This is a genomic window from Halomarina salina, from assembly GCF_023074835.1.
Lineage (GTDB): Archaea > Halobacteriota > Halobacteria > Halobacteriales > Haloarculaceae > Halomarina > Halomarina salina.
In genome coordinates this window covers 182,841-200,609 of the sequence record NZ_JALLGW010000001.1, presented here as the reverse complement: position 1 = coordinate 200,609, position 17,769 = coordinate 182,841, and the positions used below count along the sequence as shown (strand labels likewise).

The window sequence follows — 17,769 nt, the reverse complement described above, 5'->3', positions numbered from 1 at the left end:
GGTTCGCGACTGAAAGACGTACGGCAGGCGGCCAGTTACGCAGCCGCCTCCGGGTGGATTCGGTGAGGGTCCCCCCGGTGCAGCCGCTGGCGGGGTGAAGAACGAAAGAGAGACGGAGAGAACGGAGTCCGCGTGTTATCGGGCGGCGGCGGCGACGCGCTCTTTCTCCTCTTTCTGGTTGATGGGGTACGCCTGCACGTCGTAGTCGGCGGCACCGATGAGCGTGCGGGCGAGCGCCTCGGCGGCCGACGTCTTCGTCTTGTACGACCCGCTCTGGGTCCCCTGTGCGATGAACTTCAGGGCCTGGTCGACGCGACGCTGCGGGGCGACGTCGACGGCCTTCGGGACCGAGATACCGCCGTACTTGAGGCGGACGGTCTCCTCGCGCGGCCCGGAGTTCTCGACGGCCTCGACGAGCACCTGCACCGGGTTCTCGTCCGTGCGCTCGTGGACGATCTCGAGCGCGTCGCGGACGATCTGGGTCGTCTTCTGCTTGCTCCCGGTGTTCTCGTCGGTCTGCATCAGGCGGTTGATGAGCCGCTCGACGACGCTGATCTCGCTCTTCTTGAACTGCTTGTTCGCGTGACGGCCCATCGTGTGCGCGATGGGGGTGACGGTGATGTACCGCTCCGTCGAGGGGTCCGAGTAGACGATATCGGAGACCTCCCACTTCGTGAACAGCAGCGCGTCGACCGAGGACTCCTCGTCGTCGGTGCCTGCGGGTGCGTCGGGTTCCGGGGCGTCCTGCTCGCTCATTATCGCACCGGCTTCTCCGCGTTCCCGCGGACGAGTTCGATCATCGAGACGCCGTTGACCTTCTCGACCTTGTAGTTGACACCGGAGAGGTCGCCCATCGCACGACCCTTCGCACCGCCGATACCGGCGATGGTGACCTCGTCGTGCTCGTCGATGAACGAGATGGCACCGTCGCCGGGACAGAACGCGGTGACCTGCTTCCCGTTCTTGATGAGCTGCACTCGGACGCACTTCCGGATGGCCGAGTTGGGCTGTTTCGCCTCGATGCCCACCTTCTCCAGTACGATACCGCGGCCCTGTGGGGCCCCTTCGAGCGGGTCGGACTTCTTGCCCAGCCCGCGAGCGCGACGCGCGTACTTCGAGTCGGACCACCGTCGGTTCTGGCGGTCCTTCTGAAGCTTCCGCGCGGCGTACTTGCCGTTCGCCATAGTGGAGCGAACTACCTACCCGAGCTACTTAAGGCTCCCTTTTCGACACCGCGTGCGACTCGGTCACGCCCCCCGTACGGCGGTTCTCGTCGTCGTCGCCGGCCGCCGGGGTCGGTTCGTCGAGGTCGGTCGTCCGCCGCGTGAGCGAACCGACAGGGCGTTCGACGACCGAGTCGTCTCCGAACGCTCATGTATCTCCACACAGTACCGACGGAACATGGCAGACACAACGTCCAAGCGGCGGTCCTCCGACCGCGAGCGACTGGCACAGGAGGACAGTTCGTCGTCGCTCGGGTCGTCGCTGGCCCTCCGCGCCGCCGGCTTCATCGTCCTGATGTTCGTCATCGGGTTCTTCATCGACTGGCTCGCGTCGAACGGCGTCGTCGACGACAGCGAGATGATGAACGTCATCATCGCCATCTTCCTGAGCCTCGGCCTCATCGGCATCCTCCTGAGCGTGGTCGTCGGGGTGGCCGCCCTCGTGCGCCGTATCCGCCGCTGAGTCACGGCGCGGTCGCTCGCCACACTGCTTCTCGGAAAAATCGTCGCGTCCCGCTCGACCGAACGGTCTCGCAGTCCCCCGTCAGGTCAGTTCGACGTCGTCGACGTCGTAGTGCCGTTCGGCGAGCGTCCGGGCGCGGTCGATGGTCCGGCCCTCCTTCCCGATGGCGACGCCGCGGTCCTCGTCTGCGACCTCGACGTACGCCACGCGGTCGTCGTTCTCGCTGATGGTCACGTGGTACACCGCTGCCGGTGCGAACGCGTTGGCGACGAACGCCTCGGGGGTGTCCGCGTCCTCGACGAGTTCGACGCGACGACCGACCTGCCGTTCGACCCGCTTGACGTGGCGACCGTCCGGGCCGATGGCCTTCCCCATCTCGCCCGGCGGGACGACGAACACGAGGCGGTCGTCCTCGACGACGCAGTCGCGGGCGGACACCTCGGTCTCGTCCTCGAACAGCGTGATGTAGCGCAGCGCGTCGTCCGACAGCGTGACCCGCATCTCAGTCGGCGCTCTCGCGGTCCGACTCCGTCCGCGACCCCATCCGGAGCGTCACGTCGCCGGTTCCCAGTTTGATGGGCTTGCCGACGATGACGTTCTCCGTGACGCCGTCGAGGTCGTCGACCTCGCCGTGGATGGCGGCGTCCAGCAGGTGGTTGACCGTCACCTCGAACGCGGCCCGCGCGAGCACCGAGTCCTTGTTGCCGGAGATGCCGTGGCGACCGATGGACTCGATGGTGCCGGGGTTGGTCATGATGTCCGCGACCAGCATCAGGTGGCGGATGTTGACGTTGCCAAGCCCCTGCTCTTCGAGCGTGTTCATCGTCTCGTTGATGATGGTCTCGCGGGCGGCCTCGACGCCGAGTTGCCGGTAGATCTCGTGGATGTTGTTGCACGTCGTCCGCGAGGCGTCGACGCCCTCGATGTCGAGCACCTTCCCGAAGGCCGACCCCTCGGTGTAGAGGACGAACTCCTCGTCGTCGGTGTCCTCGGCCTCGGTCTCCTCCTTGCGGATGACGACACGTGTGACGTCGCCGAGTCCCTTGAACACGATCTCGCGGAGCTCCTCGACCAGCTGGAGCAGCCCGCGGTACGACGGCTCGTCGGGCCCGAACTCGATGGTCGCGTCGTCGGGGTCGACCGTGTCGACGCCGAGTTTCGACTCGATGGTCTCGGCTATCTCCGCGGTGATCTCGCTCGTCGACTCCGCGGTCGGCCAGCGCTCGTGGAGCGTCTCCTCGTTGAGGTCGATGCGGACGAGCATGTCCGCGACGTTCGTCGAGACGTCGCCCAGCGCGAGGATGCGCGTCGCCTCGATCTGCCAGACGACCTCGTGGGCGGCGTCACGTTCGGTGTACTCCTCGCCCTCCTCGGCCATCCGCTCGGCGACGAACTCGGGGTCGACGTGGACCTTCATCGTCGGGGTGTCCGGCGTCTTCCGCGCGTCCACCAGTTCGATGAGGCGCGGCAGCCCCTGCGTCACGTCGATCTCGGCGACGCCCGCGTAGTGGAACGTGTTCATCGTCATCTGCGTCCCCGGCTCCCCGATGGACTGCGCGGAGACGGTGCCGACGGGGTCGAGCGGGTCGACCCGCGTGTCGAGGTAGCGCTCCTCGACGGCCTCGGCGACCTCGACGGCGGTCTCGGTGTCCGAGATGCCCTTGGCCTCGATGACCTCGTACACCTCGTCTTTCAGTCGTCGCGGGAGGTCGGAGCCCTCCACGACCGTCTCGACGTCGTTGCTCACCGCCATCAGTCGTCACCCGTGACGAAGTTGTCCATCTGTTCGGAGAGGTTGGTCTGCGTGTCGCGGAGGAACTCCTCGCCGTCGTCCCCGAACTCGGATTCGAGGACCGCGTCGGCGATGCCCTCCACGTCGATCTCGTTCTCGGTGTCCGACGACACCTTCACCGGGGAGGTGCCGTCTTCGCCGAACTCGAACTGTACGATGGTGTCGCTGGTGTCGCGCACCGTGCCGTCGTACTGCGTCTCCAGTTCGGAGAGCGCGTTGATGAGCCGACGCTGCAGGTAGCCGGACTTCGAGGTCCGGACCGCCGTGTCGACCAGGCCCTCGCGGCCACCCATCGCGTGGAAGAAGAACTCCCGCGGGCTGAGTCCCGAGCGGTACGACGACTCGACGAACCCGTGGGCGTCGGCCGACAGGTCGTCGCGCGGGTAGTGGCTCAGCGTGCGGTCCTCGTAGCCGCGGTTGATGCGCTCGCCACGCACCGCCTGCTGGCCGACACAGCCAGCCATCTGCGTGAGGTTGAGCATCGAGCCACGCGCCCCCGACCGGGCCATGATGACCGCCGGGTTGTCGCTCTCGAGGAACTCGTCGGCGATGTCACCGGCCGAGTCACGCGCCTTGCCGAGCGTCTGCATGATCTTCATCTCCAGCGTCTCGTCGACGGTCCGGCCCGGCAGCGACTCCAGGTCGCCGTTCTCGTAGGTCTCGATGAGTTCGGCGACGCGTTCGTACGCGTTGTCGATGGCCTCGCCGATCTGCTCTTCGGCCTCCGGCGGGACGGACTCGTCGTCGATACCGACCGAGAACCCGAAGTGCATGATGGCGCGCATCGCGAGCGTCGCCACCTCGTTGATGAACATCCGGGCGCGCGTCGTCGAGTACTGCTTGCAGATGGTGTCGACGACCTCGCCGCCGAACGCACCGACCGCGTCCTCGTCGATGGTCCCCTCGACCAGCACGCCGTCCTCGACGAGGACGGTGTCGCCGGTCGACGAGGTGAACTCCAGTTCCAGTCCCGGCGGGAGCAGTTCGGAGAAGATGGTCCGACCCGTCCAGTACGGCAGGTCGTCGTCGTCTTCCCCGTCGGGGTCGGGCAGTTCGTCGACCCGCGTCGCACGGAGCAGGTCGAGCGCCTGCGTCTCGTTGAACTGCGGGTTCTCGTGGCTCAGCAGGTACGTCCCGCTGATGTGGTCCTGGATGGCACCGATGATGTTCTCGCCCATCTTCGGCGAGAGGATCTGCTCTTGGACGCGCATCAGGACGCGCGCCTCGGCGCGGGCCTCCTCGTTCTGGAGGGCGTGCATGTTCATCTCGTCGCCGTCGAAGTCGGCGTTGTACGGCGGACAGACGACGGTGTTGAGTCGGAACGTCTTGTACGGCATCACCACGACCTCGTGGGCCATGATGGACATCCGGTGGAGCGACGGCTGTCGATTGAAGATGACGATGTCGCCGTCGACGAGGTGGCGGTTGACCTCCCAGCCGGCTTCGACCTTCTCGGCCAGCTCCTCGCAGTTCTTCTCGGTCACCTTCAGGCGGCGACCGTCCGGGCGCTTGACGTAGTTCGCGCCGGGGTGGGCGTCCGGTCCGTTCTGGACGTACCGCCGTGCCTCGGGGACGTTGCGGTCGGTGACGTTCATCGTCTGGGTCATCTCGCTCGCCACGCGGTCGGGGACGCCGACCTCGTTGAGCGACAGCGTCGGGTCCGGCGAGATGACGGTCCGGGCCGAGAAGTTGACGCGCTTCCCGGACAGCGAGCCACGGAACCGGCCCTCCTTCCCCTTCAGACGCTGACTGAGCGTCTTGAGGGGTCGGCCGGAGCGGTGCCGGGCGGGCGGCGTACCCGAGATTTCGTTGTCCATGAACGTCGTCACGTGGTACTGGAGCAGCTCCCACAGGTCCTCGATAATCAACTGGGGAGCACCCGCCTCGCGGTTCTCCATGAACCGCTGGTTGATGCGGATGATGTCGACCAGCTTGTGCGTGAGGTCGTCCTCGGAGCGCTGGCCGTTGTCCAGCGTGATGGACGGTCGGGCCGTCACCGGCGGCACCGGCAGGACGGTCAGGATCATCCACTCGGGGCGGGACTTCTCGGCGCTGATGCCGAGCACGCCGATGTCCTCGTCCGGGATGTTCTCGAACCAGTCGCGGATGTCCGAGGGCATCAGCTTGTTCATGTCCTCCTCGGTGAGGTCGACGTCCAGCGCCTTCTCGAGCGCCTTGCGGTCGTCCGGTCGCGGCCGGAACTCCCCGGAGAGTATCTCGCCGATACGCGAGGAGTCGATGCCCGTCTGGTCGGCCACGTCGGCCGGTGACTGCGGCTCTCGGTCGACGTCGCCCTCCTCCTCGTCGCCCACCGGTCGGCCCTCCATCGCGGCGGCGATGCGCTCGGTGTAGTCCGCCGCCAGCACGTCCTGCACCTCGTAGTACGTGGTGGGCTTCTCGTGGTTGATGTCGTACTGCTTCTCGCCGCAGAACGGACAGCGGTTCTTCTTCCTGGCCTGCCGGATGGCGGCCTTCGTCACGTCGTTGGGGTCGTCGCCCAGCTGCCGGGTGCGTTCGAGGTTGTCGCGGAACTCGTCGCGTTCGTCCTCGGTGAGACAGAGCCGCGAGCACTCGCGACACGTCCCCCGGAGCAGCCGGCGGATGAGCTTCGAGAACCCGACGTGGATGACCGGTGCGGCCAGTTCGATGTGGCCGAAGTGGCCGTTACACGACCCGCTGTGCTTCCCGCAGGTCTTGCACTCCAGTCCGGGGTCGATGACGCCCAGTCGCGGGTCCATCAGCCCCATGTCGATGGGGAACCCGTCGTCGTCGTAGGTGTCGGCCGTGATGACCTTCGTCGCCGACATCTCGCGGTACTCCTCGGGGTTCATCAGCCCGAAGCTGAGAGACCCGATCTCCTTGGGTGAAGCGTTGACACTCATACTGCGTCCTCCAGTTCGATGCGCGGGGCGATACCCAGCGCCTTCATCTCGTCCAGCAGCAGTTTGAACGCGTAGCTCATCTCGACGCGGTGGATGTCCGTCTCCTCCTCGCAGTTCGGACAGTAGATGCGCCGTTGCTCGACGTTCTCGACGGCCGTCATCCCGCAGTTGCCACAGATGTCGATGTACTCGCGGTCGGACTCGTCGAGCAGTCGTTCCTTGAGCGCCATCGCGGCCCCGTGGCCGATGAGCACGTCGCGTTCCATCTCCCCGACGCGCAGGCCACCTTCACGCGCACGCCCCTCGGTGGGCTGGCGGGTCAGCACCTGAACCGGCCCGCGCGACCGCGCGTGAATCTTGTTCGAGACCATGTGGTACAGCTTCTGGTAGAAGATGACGCCGATGAAGATCTCGGCCTCGATTCGCTCGCCGGTGATGCCGGAGTACATGACCTCCTTGCCGGCCGAGTCGAAGCCCTTCTCCTCCAGCGCCTCGCGGAGTTCCTCCTCGTCCTCGCCCTGGAACGCGGTGCCGTCGACGCGTCGGCCTTCGAGCGCGCCGACCTTCCCGCCGAGCATCTCCAGGACGTGCCCCACCGTCATCCGCGACGGCAGCGCGTGCGGGTTGAGGATGAGGTCCGGGACCATGCCCTCCTGCGTGAACGGCATGTCCTCCTGCGGTGCGAGGTGGCCCACGACCCCCTTCTGGCCGTGGCGCGACGCGAACTTGTCCCCGAGTTCGGGGATGCGCTGGTCGCGCACCGAGACCTTCGAGAGCTTCGAGCCGTCCTCGCCCTCCATCAGCGTCACGGTGTCGACGACGCCGTCCTCGCCCGAGCGCATCGTGACGCTCGTCTCGCGGCGTTTCTGGGGCGACAGTCCGCCCATGTCGTCCGGCTCTTCGAGGAATCTCGGGGGAGAGGTCTTCCCGAGCAGCACGTCGTTCTCGTCGACGGTCGTCTCGGGGTTGACGAGGCCGTCGTCGTCGAGGTGGGTGTACGCCTCCTCGCCGCGAGCGCCGCGGACCTCGTCCGAGGGCATCTCGAAGCGGTCCTCCTGACCGCCGGGGTAGCGTCGCTCCTCGCCCTCGTAGGTGCGGAAGAAGTGCGACCGGGCGAGCGCGCGCTCGACGGACGCCTTGTTCATGACGAGCGCGTCCTCGATGTTGAACCCCTCGTAGCTCATCACCGCGACGGTGAAGTTCTGTGCGGCGGGCCGGTCGTCGTACCCGATCTGCTCGGTGGTCTGGGTCTTGACCATCGAGAGCTGCGGGTAGTGCAGCAGGTGCTGGCGCGTGTCCGGCCGGATGCGGTAGTTCGCGCTCGGCAGGCCGAGCGACTGCTTGACCATCCCCGACCCCATCGTGATACGCGGCGACGCGTTGTGTTCGGGGTAGGGAATCATCCCGGCACCGATGCCGAAGATGAGCTGCGGGTCGATCTCGAGGTGGGTGTGGTCCTCGCTGACCTCCTCCTCGTCGACCGCGACGTAGATGTCCTCCTCCTCCTCGGCGTCGATGAACTCGATGGCACCGGTGTCGACGAAGTCCTCGAAGTCGAGCTGTCCGGCTTCGAGCGCTTCGATGTCCTCCTCGTCGACACGCGGTTCGCCGTCCTCGACGACGATGAGCGGCCGTCGGGCGCGCCCCGCGTCGGCGTTGACGATGACCTCGCCGGTGCGTTCGCGCACCGAGACGTTCACCATCTGACTGACGTCGCCGCGGCGGCGCGCCTGTCGGATGTCTCCCGCGAGTTTGTTCGGGTCGGGGTGCGTCCCGACCAGGCTTCCGTTGACGTAGACTTTGGCTTCTCGTCCCTGACTCATGTTAGTCGTCCGCTGGCTGCTGGTCGAACGTCTCGATACCCGGGATGCCCTCGACGCCCATCGCCGACAGCTCCCGTTTCAGACCGCGCTCGTCCGCCACGTCCTGGCTCAGCTCCATCGCCTGCGCGAAGTTCTTCACCAGACCGCAGTTCGGTCCCTCGGGGGTCTCGGAGGGACAGATGCGACCCCACTGGGTCGCGTGCAGGTCGCGCGCCTCGAAGTGTGGCTGCGACCGCGAGAGCGGCGAGCGAAGCCGCCGCAGGTGGGAGAGGACCCCCATGAAGTCCGTCCGGTCGACGAGCTGACTCACGCCCGAGCGCCCGCCGACCCAGTTGCCCGTCGCGATGGGGTGTTCGAGGCGCTCGGTGAGCACGTCCGAACGGACCACCGTCGAGACGGAGAGGTTCCGGTTGCGCATGTTCGCGCGTTCGAGCTGGTACTTCACGTCGCGTGCCAGCTTGTTCAGTGCCGTGCGGAACAGGTCGCGCATCAGGTCGCCGCTGACCTTCAGGCGCTTGTTGGCGTAGTGGTCCTTGTCGTCGGCGTCGCGTCGACCGAGCGCGAGTTCGAAACACGCCTCGGCCATCCGGCAGAGGTAGAACGCCTTGTTGAGTCGGACCTCCTCCTCGTCGATGCCGTCCTCGTGCAGGTGAGGCAGGAGGTAGCGGTCGATGACGTAGTTCGCGCGTTTCAGCTGGTAGTTCTTCCCCTGACCCGAGGCGACGCGTTTCCCGAGCGTCTCGATGGCCTCCGGGGTCGACTGGACCTCGGCCGCTTCGAGGTTCTCCAGCATGAACTTGACAATCTCCGGGTCGTCGCTGACGCGGTGGACGATCTCCTCGTCGGACTCGACGCCGAGCGCCCGGACGAGCGTGACGAAGTTGATGCTCCCCGAGACGGAGGGGAACGACACTTCGAGCAGGCCCTCGCGGTTGCGCTCACAGAGCACGAGCGCGCGGTAGCCGCGGCGCTGGCTGAACGTCTTGGCGACCTGGATGTCGTCGCCGTACTTCGTGTCGTGTTCGGCCAGGATCTTGTTCGGTGCCAGGTCCTCCGAGGTCATCAGCACGCGCTCGGAGCCGTTGACGATGAAGTACCCGCCGGGGTCGGCGGGGTCCTCGCCGATCTCGACGAGTTCCTCGTCGGAGAAGCCGTGGATGTTGCACTTCGACGACCCGACCATGATGGGCATCCGGCCGACCTTCGTCTCGGCCGTGTCGACGACGTGCTCCTCCTCCTCCTTCCCACCGCGGATGATGGTCATCTCCATGAACACCGGCGCGGCGTACGTGATGTTCCGGAGGCGTGCCTCCTGTGGGTAGAGCAGTTCCTCGCTCCCGTCGGCCTCGCGGACGCGCGGGGTGGTGATTCGAACGTCACCGAGTTCGACGTAGACGGGCTCCTGGCCCTCCTTGTCGCCGATGTCGGTGTCGATGGTCTCCTTCTCGTCGACGACCTCCTGCATGCCGCGTTCGAGGAACGCGTTGAACGACCGGAAGTGGTGTTCTGCGAGGCGGTCGCGCGAGAAGTACTCTCGCGAGATCGTGCGTCGGTCTGACCTGTTCATTCTATAACCAGTCGGTAGATGACTGCTCGGTCTGCTGTTCGTGACTCTCGGTCGATGCGGACGACGTCCCCGACCTCCACGTCCAGCTCGCGGAGCGGCGGGTCGCGTCGCTTGATCTTCGGCAGGTCTGTACGGTCGATGTTGTACTCGTCCAGGACCCCTTCGAGTTCCTCCTCGTCGACGATGGAGTGCTCTGGGACGAGATTGTGTTGGCTTGCGTCTACCATGTGTTCCTGACGGTGGAGAAAGCTATCACGAGATACTACAGCGGGTTATTCACTGGGAGGACAAAACGCTTACTATCGGCGGGCAGCGGCGCTACTCCCGCCCCGTCAGGGGGTCGACTCTCCCTACGCCGTAGGGGACCGTCAATCTGTCCCTCTGTCGGACGATACCACGGGTGGTGGAGCGAACGTTTGAAAAGGCTTAAATGTATCTCCGGGGTACGGATGAGTGCAGGGAGCCCGGGTGGTGTAGTGGCCCATCATACGACCCTGTCACGGTCGTGACGCGGGTTCAAATCCCGCCTCGGGCGCTTTCTGTTGCGAACTACTCGCCGAACACCGCGTAGCGTGTGCTCGGCTCTCGTGAGCAACGAAACGACCACAGAAGGGATTCGAACTGGGGAGCGAGTGAAACGAGCGACTGGAGTTCAAATCCCGCCTCGGGCGCTTCTTCGATCTCCAATCGCGCAGAGACGAGCCTCTGCGCGATTGGACGGAAATCAGTGTGCGGCGACGAAGGAATCCGAACCAGCGAGCACGCAGCCCGAGCGAAGCGAGGGACCGTGCGAGCGAGGTTCGAACCCCGCCTCGCTCCTCGGAACGTACAGTCGCCCGCGAGGCGTCACGAACGATCGTGGTGACCGAATCGCCTCGCCGACCCGGCTCTCCCGGTACGGAAAAATCGCCGACTGGGCGGGGTCGTCTGACGCGTGGCTGACTGGTGCCGACCCCGATAACACCGGCGAGCCGGACCGTATCGTAGATAGGAATGCATTACCACCTTCGATACGAACTGGCCAATCAGATGACGCCTCCCCTGTTGAGTGCTGGCCGGATTCTCCGTCACTCCGGCCTCGACGCAGTTCGAGAGGTTGCGTCGCGAACGTGTCTCTCCATGCGCCCGTCGGACGACGGCGACCCCGTGCTCGATGCCGACTGGGACCTCCTGATCGTACTCGACGCCTGCCGTGCGGACCTGTTCGAGACGGTCGTCGGCGAGGGCGACTACGAGGGACTCGACGTCGGCGAGGTCCGGCGGTCGCCGGGTAGTTCCTCCGATGAGTGGCTCGCGTCGGTGTTCGGCGAGGCCGACGACGAGGCGCTCGACTCCCTCGCGTACGTGACCGGGAACCCCTACACCGCCGACCTGCTCGACGAGAGCCGCTTCGGTCACCTGGAGGAGGTCTGGTACGACGGCTGGGACGACGACCTCGGGACGGTCCCACCCCGCGCCGTCACCGACCGGGCGATTCGCGTCGGGCGACGCCGGTCGCCCGAGCGAATGATCGTCCACTACATGCAACCGCACTTCCCCTCGCTCACCGTCCCCGACGACGAGGGCGTGACGCTAGCGGAGTTCGGCGACCGGCCGATGTCCATCTGGAACGACATCCGAATCGGCCGACGCGACGTCGGGTCGGTCCGCGAGAGCTACCGGACGAACCTCGAACTCGTCCTCGAGGAGGTGCAGGCGCTGCGCTCGAACGTCGACGCCGACCGGGCGGTCATCACCGCCGACCACGGCAACGCGTTCGGCGAGCGGTACCTGTACGGCCACCCCGCAGGCGTCGACCTCCCGTGTCTCCGGGAGGTGCCGTGGTGCGAGACGACGGCGACGGACCGCGGGACGCGCCTGATGGACGCCGAGGCGGGCGCGGCGTCCGCGACGGCGACGAGAGCGGAGTCTGCGATAACCGACGGCGGTCCAGAGGAGTCGGAGGGACCGACGGCCAGCGAGGAGGAACTGGTCAACGACCGACTGCGGAGTCTCGGCTACCGGCCGTGACTGGGGAAGCGGACCCACCCGCGGACGGTGGGCCGAACCTGCTTCTCGTCTGCGTCGACTGCCTCCGCGAGGACTTCCTCCGGACGGACCGTACCGAGACCCCCTTCCTGGACGACCTGCGGGCCCGCGGGCGGTCGTGTCCGAACCTCTACGCCACGGCGACGACGACGACGCCCTGCATCGCCAGCCTGCTGACGGGCACGTACGGCGAGCGCAACGGCGTCCAGTCGCTCCAGCGCGGGTCGCTGTCGCCCGACGTCCGCTCGCTCGCCGAGGTGCTCGGCGACCGGGGCTACCACACCGAGGCGCTCGTCACGGGGCCGCTCCTCCCGGAGACCGGTCTCGACCGCGGGTTCGACGAGTACGACTGCCGTGAGCGCTCGGCGTCGCTGTTCGGTGACTGGCGCGAGCGAGCACTCGGCCGCCTCCGCACGCTCCCCGACCCCTTCTTCGCGTTCGTTCACCTCTGGGAACTCCACGAGGACGTCCACGTCCCGCCCGCGTTCGACGAGCCGCGGTACGGCGAGACGCCGTACGGGCGGGCGCTCTCGGCGCTCGACGGACACCTGCGCCGACTGGTCGACGCCGTCCCGGAGGACACCGTCGTCGCCGTCGTCGGCGACCACGGCGAGAGCGTCACCCACCGCCACAACCCGCTCCGCCTGCTCGCGAAGTCGGTCCGCGACGCGGTGCGCTACTACGGCGGCGTCGACACCCGGGACGTCGTCGGCCGACTCAACAGGGCGCTCGACGACCGCGGACCGGATATCGCGGACCACTTCATCGAGAACGGCCACGGCGAGAACGTCTACGACTTCACGACGAACGTCCCGTTCGTGCTCGCTGGCCCCGGAATCAGCCCAGCCACGGTCGACGCACAGGTTCGTCAAGTCGACGTCTTCCCGACGCTGCTGGACGCGCTGGGTGTCGAGGCGGACGTCGAAGTCGACGGCGACGCCATCAGGCCGGAAGCGGGCGTCGACGACCGCCCGGCGTACATGCGCGCCTGCGGCACCTCGTTACACCGGCAGAAGAACCACGCACGGGCGATTCGGGCGGAGGGGCTGTGCTACGTCGAGTACCCGGACCGCGACTGGTCGCCCGAACTGTACGACCTGGCGGCCGACCCCCGGCAACTCGCGCCCGTGGCGGACCCGGACCGCGCCGCGCGACTCCGGCGACTCCTCCCGACCACCGACGGGGCGCTCGACGAGGCCGAACGCCTCGACGTCGACGACCGACTGCGGGACCTCGGCTACCTGTAGTGTCGACTCTGGACGCTCTCGGCTGCTCGTTCCACGTTCACGCGGACGCTCACGGCCGGACGCCGAGCGCGCCGGTCGCGAGGGCACCGATACCGTTCGTCAGCAGGTAGCCGCCGACGCTGTGGATGGTGACGGCGGCCGCCACGGTCGCCGGGGCGACGTCCGTCACGATGGTGATGAGCGTGACGTTGATGGCCTCGATGCCGCCGAGACCGCCCGGCGTGGGGAAGACGCTCCCCAACGTTCCCATCGGGACGACGAAGAAGGCGACGTACGCCGGTATCGGTGCGTCGAGCGCGACGAACGTCACCCAGAGGCCGACGGACTGGAGCAGCCAGCCGAGCGCCGAGAACGCCAGCGCGGCCGCCAGCCGCGGTCGGTCGCTGGCGACGCGCTCGACCGCCTCGACGAACGCCTCGACCCGTTCTCTGAGCGCCCCCGGACGGGGCGGCGAGAGTCGCGGCACCAGGGTGGCGACGCCACGCCACAGGCGGGCGAGCGCCGCCCCGACGTACCGCTCGACCGTTCGCCGCTGCCGCCAGACGAGGACGGCGACGACGGGGACGACGAGGGCCAGTGCCACGACGGCGACCGGCAGATAGCCGAGCCGGTCGCCGACGGCGACGACCCCGACGTAGTAGGTCGCACCGAGGGCGGCGAACGACAGCGACGGGACGACGTTGATAGCGTCGAGGCTGGCGACCGAGGCGAGACCCACCTCGTAGTCCGTGTCCGCCGTCCGGGAGAGCAGCCACGCCGTGACGGGTTCGCCGCCCGCCTGTCCGAACGGCGTGACGTGGTTGGCGAACGCGCCAGCCGCGTTGACCAGCAGTGCCTGGTACCACTGCACGGTGACGCCCTGTGCCTGCAGGACGTTCCAGAGCGCGACGCCCCACGAGGCGTTCCAGCAGACGATGGTCAGGGCGACGACGGCGAGCAGTCCGGCGTCCGCGCGACTCAGCGCCCGGACGACGGCCTCAGCGTCGACCAGCCAGAACATGACCGCGAACACGGCCCCCGCGAGGAGGAACCCGGCAGCGGTCGCCACGAAGCCCTCTCTATTCACGCACGAGATAGCCCGTGCCGACCGAATCAATCCATCGACTCGCCCCGGCGGGCCGGTTCGTCACCGACCCGTCGGCGGGCGCCCGGTCACGCGTCGAGGTCGATGGCGACCCGTCGGCCCTCGTCGCGGGCCGACTCGTAGGCGGCTTCGAGGACCGCGGTGACGTAGAAGCCGTGCCGGACGGTGACCGGCGGCGACTCGCCGCCGACGATGGCGTCGACGAACGCCTCCATCTTCCCGCGCGTCTCGGCCTCCGTGACGAGCGGCTGGCTGGTCGTGTTCTCGGGGTCGACCACGCGCAGCGAGCGCTCGGTCCAGCCGCGGCCGTCGACGTAGGTCGCGCCCTCCTCGGTCCAGACGTGGACGTGCTCGCGGACGGTGGCCGAGTCGCCCGAGACGGTGACGTTCGCGACCGCGCCGGAGTCGAACCGGATACTGAGGAGCGCCTGGACGTCCACGCGCTGCTCGGCGTCGTCGAACACCATCTCGGCGCTGACCGACGTCGGCCTCGCGTCCGCCAGCCAGAGGACGACGTCGACCAGGTGGCTCCCGGTGTCGTACAGCTGGCCGCCGCCGCTGAGGTCGGGGTTCGCCCGCCAGGTCGTCCGGAAGTTCTCGATCCAGTCCTGCGTTATCTCGGCCGTGATGAGGCTCGGCGCCGCGTCGCGGGTTCGCTCCCGCGCGGCGAGGTAGGGCTGTTCGTGGTGGCGCTGGAAGCCGACCATCGTCACCTCGGAGCGGGCCTCCGCCCGTCGGACGAGGTCGCGCGCGTCGTCGACGTCGGTGGTGAACGGCTTCTCGCAGTAGACGTGGAGCCCCCGGTCCATCGCGGCACTGACGTGGTCGTAGTGGAGCGCGTGCGGTGTGGTGACGATGACGGCATCGAGGTCGGTCGTCTCGAGCAGTTCGCCGGGGTCCTCGAACCGCATCTCGGCGGGGACGCCGAGTTCCGCACCGGCGCGGGTTCGACTCTCCTCGCTCACGTCAGCGAGCGCGACGAGGGACGCCCGGTCGTCGCCGAGCACCTGACTGGCGACGTGGACGCCCCAGCCGCCAGCACCGATGGACGCGATTCGAAGTGGCTGTCCAGAAGTCACGACTGGAGCAGTCTCCGCGCTGCGGTAAAGTTCCCCAGTCTCCGCCTCGGCCGAGAGTCAGAACAGCCCCCCGACCGCACTCCCGGCGACGACGGCCACCAGCGCCCCGCTGAGCATCGCGAGGACGACAGCGACGGCGCTCGACCGCCCCTCTGCCGCGAGTTCGACCGTCTCGACGGCCGTGGTCGAGAACGTCGTGAACGCGCCGCAGAACCCCGTTCCCCCGACGAGCACGACCGTCCCGTCGACCGGTGCCGCGACGAGGACGCCGAGCAGGAAGCTCCCGACTAGGTTGACGGCGAACGTGTCGAGCAGTCCGCGTTCGATTCGCTCGGAGACGAGGTGGCGAGCGACCGCACCGGCGACGCCACCGACTCCGACGGCGACGGCGGGCGGAATCAGCGGCCGGCACCTCCGGTCGCCGTGCGTTCGTACCGGGCGAGGGACCGACCGAGGACCACTGCGAGGAGACCGACGCCGTACGTCCCGACGACGTACAGCGCTGCGGCCGTGCCGCCGAGGCCGACCGTCTCGACGGCGAACGTGCTGTAGGTGCTGAACGACGAGCAGAACCCGGTGCCGGCGGCGAGCGACACGGCAGGAGCGCGCTCTCGGGCGGTGAGCGCCCCGAGCGCGAACGCTCCGAGCGCGTTCGCGGCGAGGGTACCCCACGGGAGCGTCCCGGGCAGCCAGGCCGTCGAGTCGGGGAGCCACACCGCGAGGAGGTAGCGACAGACCGCACCCACGAACGCGCCCGCAGCGACCAGCGCGAGCGCCCGACCCCGTTGCATCGGCGACGAGTAGTGGACGAGCCGGTACTACCCTTTCGACTGGTCGGCACCCAGTCGTGTCGGGGCCGTCCCCCCTCCGCATCGGGATCGTCGCCCCTCCACATCGGACCCGTCACTCCTCTCCACCGGAATCGTCACCCCTCCCGTCGGCGTTCTCGTTCTCTCCCTCTCTCCCGGCATCGCCGTCGTCGGTTTCGACCCGCGGACTCGACCCGCCGTGTGGCGTCAGCCGTTCGCGCACTCGTATCGCGTGGACGCCCTCCGTGGCGTCGTCGACCACCAGCGCGTCGCCCGGACGCTCCGGCATCCGGCGCTCGAACCCCTCGTCGACGTACGTCGGCCGGGTGTCGCGGAACGCCGCGAGGTCCGCGCGACCGGTCAGTCGGTGCATCACCACGAGGTCCGACTGCGAGACGGCGACGCCGGGGAGCGCGCTCGGTCGCTGGGTAGCACAGACGAGACTGACGCCGGGCGCACGCCCCCGCGTGAGTACCCGCCGGAGCGCGCTCGCGGCGACGCCCTCGAAGAAGACGTGCGCCTCGTCGACGAGGAGCCACGGCAGCCGCTCGACCGACCCGTCGAGTCGGCCCCGGTAGCAGTCGCTGGCGACGGCGAGACAGACCGCGTTCATCGGGGCGTCGTCCAGTCCGGAGCAGTCGACGACGGTCGCCTCGCCGCCCGAGAGGTCCGCGGGGTCGCCGTCGAACACCCCCCACGAGTCGGCGAGGTCGAGGTGGTTCTCGGCGGCCAGTCGGACCTCTCGCGCCACGTCGCTCGCGTCGACGAACGCGCGCATCGCGTCGAGCGTCGTCGCCTCGCTCGCGGCGCGCCAGACGAGCGCGCCGACCGCGCCCGTGGCGTCCAGACCGAGGAGCGCGCACCACGCCTTCGGTTCGAGTGCGTCGGCGCGTACCCGAGGCTCGACGACCCTCGCCGGGACGTCGTCGGGGGCCTCGGCGAGCGTTCGGAACGCACCCATCGGGTCGACGACGATCGGGGCGACGCCGTCGGTTCGGGCCAGTTCCTCGGCGAGGACGCCGAGCGTGTACGACTTCCCGGACCCGCGCTTGCCGACGACGAGCGCCGCGTGCGGGCCGCCGACGTCGAGACCGACCTCCTCGCCGGGGCTCCCGTCGCGGGCGCGGTAGGCGCCGAGGTGGGCGACCGGACCGAGTTCGGCCGTGCTGCCGAGGACGTGCATGGCGGGGCTGGTCGCGCCGTCGCGTTTCAACTCTCGTCCGAGCGTTTAAGTAGGCGCACGGGACCACGCCGGGCCATGTTCGACAGGTTCGACAGCCTCGCCCGGTTCGATCCACGCGACGACCTCCGGCGACTCCGCGGGGACGAACGGGCTATCGAGGGACTACCCATCAGACTCGTCATCGCGCTGGTCGTCGGCGTCGCCAGCCTCGGCGTGATGATGCAGATGCTCTCGGGCGTCTCGGGACTCGCGGTCACCGAACTCGACACGCAGCCGACCCCCGAGGTGGTGACCCCCGGCGACCAGCAGGTCGAGGTCCGGGTGGTCACGCCGGAGGGTCGTCCCGTCGCCGGCGCGACGGTGGTCGCCAAAGCCGACACGGCCCGACTCGACGGCGTCGTCACCGCGGAGACCGACACGGACGGGACGGCGACGCTCGACCTCGCTCCGACGCTCGGACCGAATCAGGCGGACGGCACCGTCACGTTCGACGTGAAACCGCCCGCAGGGGGCGAGTTCGTCGACCGACGGGCGAACACGAGGCTGCTGGTGGTCGCCGAGAACTGACCGAGAATCGTCGACGTCGACC

Annotated in this window: 17 protein-coding genes and 1 tRNA gene; 5 read left to right on the top strand and 13 right to left on the bottom strand. The window is 68.2% G+C overall.

Going from position 1 to position 17,769, the window contains the following annotated elements; translation table 11 throughout:
• Nucleotides 1-135: 135 nt before the first annotated feature.
• Nucleotides 136-756 (bottom strand): 30S ribosomal protein S7, encoded by a 621-nt coding sequence (locus tag MX571_RS01060; protein WP_247413742.1) that lies wholly within the window; start codon nt 754-756, stop codon nt 136-138.
• Nucleotides 756-1,184 (bottom strand): 30S ribosomal protein S12, encoded by a 429-nt coding sequence (locus MX571_RS01055; RefSeq protein ID WP_158205265.1) that lies wholly within the window; start codon nt 1,182-1,184, stop codon nt 756-758. The genes MX571_RS01060 and MX571_RS01055 overlap by 1 nt, the downstream gene beginning before the upstream one ends.
• 217 nt (nt 1,185-1,401) lie before the next feature.
• On the opposite strand from MX571_RS01055, the gene MX571_RS01050 reads away from it, so the two are divergent.
• Nucleotides 1,402-1,686, top strand: a complete 285-nt coding sequence (locus tag MX571_RS01050) for a hypothetical protein (protein ID WP_247413741.1) — start codon at nt 1,402-1,404, stop codon at nt 1,684-1,686.
• Between the two features lie 81 nt (nt 1,687-1,767).
• Here the strand turns inward: MX571_RS01050 and MX571_RS01045 are convergent, their stop codons facing one another.
• From MX571_RS01045 to MX571_RS01020, 6 genes are read right to left on the bottom strand one after another with little or no spacing between them, the layout of a single operon-like run.
• Nucleotides 1,768-2,187, bottom strand: a complete 420-nt coding sequence (locus tag MX571_RS01045) for a NusA-like transcription termination signal-binding factor (protein ID WP_247413740.1) — start codon at nt 2,185-2,187, stop codon at nt 1,768-1,770.
• 1 nt (nt 2,188) lies between these two features.
• A complete protein-coding gene (gene rpoA2, locus MX571_RS01040) occupies nt 2,189-3,439 on the bottom strand; it encodes a DNA-directed RNA polymerase subunit A'' (RefSeq protein ID WP_247413739.1) in 1,251 nt (416 codons plus the stop codon).
• Nucleotides 3,439-6,360 carry a DNA-directed RNA polymerase subunit A' gene (locus MX571_RS01035; protein ID WP_247413738.1) on the bottom strand — a complete coding sequence of 974 codons (2,922 nt, stop codon included), beginning with the start codon at nt 6,358-6,360 and terminating at the stop codon, nt 3,439-3,441. Before MX571_RS01035 ends, rpoA2 begins: the two co-directional genes overlap by 1 nt.
• Entirely contained in the window at nt 6,357-8,183 is a 1,827-nt protein-coding gene (rpoB, locus tag MX571_RS01030) for a DNA-directed RNA polymerase subunit B (protein ID WP_247413737.1), read from the bottom strand. The genes MX571_RS01035 and rpoB overlap by 4 nt, the downstream gene beginning before the upstream one ends.
• 1 nt (nt 8,184) lies before the next feature.
• Entirely contained in the window at nt 8,185-9,750 is a 1,566-nt protein-coding gene (locus MX571_RS01025; protein WP_247413736.1) for a DNA-directed RNA polymerase subunit B'', read from the bottom strand.
• Entirely contained in the window at nt 9,747-9,977 is a 231-nt protein-coding gene (locus MX571_RS01020; RefSeq protein WP_247413735.1) for a DNA-directed RNA polymerase subunit H, read from the bottom strand. The genes MX571_RS01025 and MX571_RS01020 overlap by 4 nt, the downstream gene beginning before the upstream one ends.
• Before the next feature lie 235 nt (nt 9,978-10,212).
• Here MX571_RS01020 and MX571_RS01015 point away from each other — a divergent pair.
• The 3 genes from MX571_RS01015 (at nt 10,213) to MX571_RS01005 (ending at nt 13,025) form a co-directional block, all read left to right on the top strand.
• A tRNA-Asp gene (locus MX571_RS01015) sits at nt 10,213-10,285 on the top strand.
• A 584-nt stretch (nt 10,286-10,869) separates the two neighbouring features.
• Nucleotides 10,870-11,760 (top strand): hypothetical protein, encoded by an 891-nt coding sequence (locus tag MX571_RS01010; protein ID WP_247413734.1) that lies wholly within the window; start codon nt 10,870-10,872, stop codon nt 11,758-11,760.
• Nucleotides 11,757-13,025, top strand: a complete 1,269-nt coding sequence (locus MX571_RS01005) for a sulfatase-like hydrolase/transferase (RefSeq protein ID WP_247413733.1) — start codon at nt 11,757-11,759, stop codon at nt 13,023-13,025. The genes MX571_RS01010 and MX571_RS01005 overlap by 4 nt, the downstream gene beginning before the upstream one ends.
• A gap of 49 nt (nt 13,026-13,074) precedes the next feature.
• Here the strand turns inward: MX571_RS01005 and MX571_RS01000 are convergent, their stop codons facing one another.
• From MX571_RS01000 to MX571_RS00980, 5 genes are all read right to left on the bottom strand, one after another.
• A complete protein-coding gene (locus tag MX571_RS01000; RefSeq protein ID WP_247413732.1) occupies nt 13,075-14,073 on the bottom strand; it encodes a lysylphosphatidylglycerol synthase transmembrane domain-containing protein in 999 nt (332 codons plus the stop codon).
• Between the two features lie 104 nt (nt 14,074-14,177).
• On the bottom strand, nt 14,178-15,188 hold the full coding sequence (locus tag MX571_RS22620; RefSeq protein ID WP_247413731.1) for a Gfo/Idh/MocA family protein: 1,011 nt from the start codon (nt 15,186-15,188) through the stop codon (nt 14,178-14,180).
• A 57-nt stretch (nt 15,189-15,245) separates the two neighbouring features.
• Complete coding sequence (locus tag MX571_RS00990) at nt 15,246-15,587, bottom strand: fluoride efflux transporter FluC (protein ID WP_368409033.1); 342 nt, start codon at nt 15,585-15,587, stop codon at nt 15,246-15,248.
• Nucleotides 15,587-15,979: a fluoride efflux transporter FluC gene (locus tag MX571_RS00985; protein WP_247413730.1), complete on the bottom strand. Its 393-nt coding sequence runs from the start codon at nt 15,977-15,979 to the stop codon at nt 15,587-15,589. Before MX571_RS00985 ends, MX571_RS00990 begins: the two co-directional genes overlap by 1 nt.
• Nucleotides 15,980-16,091: 112 nt before the next feature.
• Complete coding sequence (locus MX571_RS00980; protein WP_247413729.1) at nt 16,092-17,180, bottom strand: ATP-binding protein; 1,089 nt, start codon at nt 17,178-17,180, stop codon at nt 16,092-16,094.
• 75 nt (nt 17,181-17,255) lie between these two features.
• Between MX571_RS00980 and MX571_RS00975 the strand changes: the two genes are divergently transcribed.
• Nucleotides 17,256-17,747 (top strand): DUF7382 domain-containing protein, encoded by a 492-nt coding sequence (locus MX571_RS00975; RefSeq protein WP_247413728.1) that lies wholly within the window; start codon nt 17,256-17,258, stop codon nt 17,745-17,747.
• Nucleotides 17,748-17,769 lie beyond the last annotated feature (22 nt).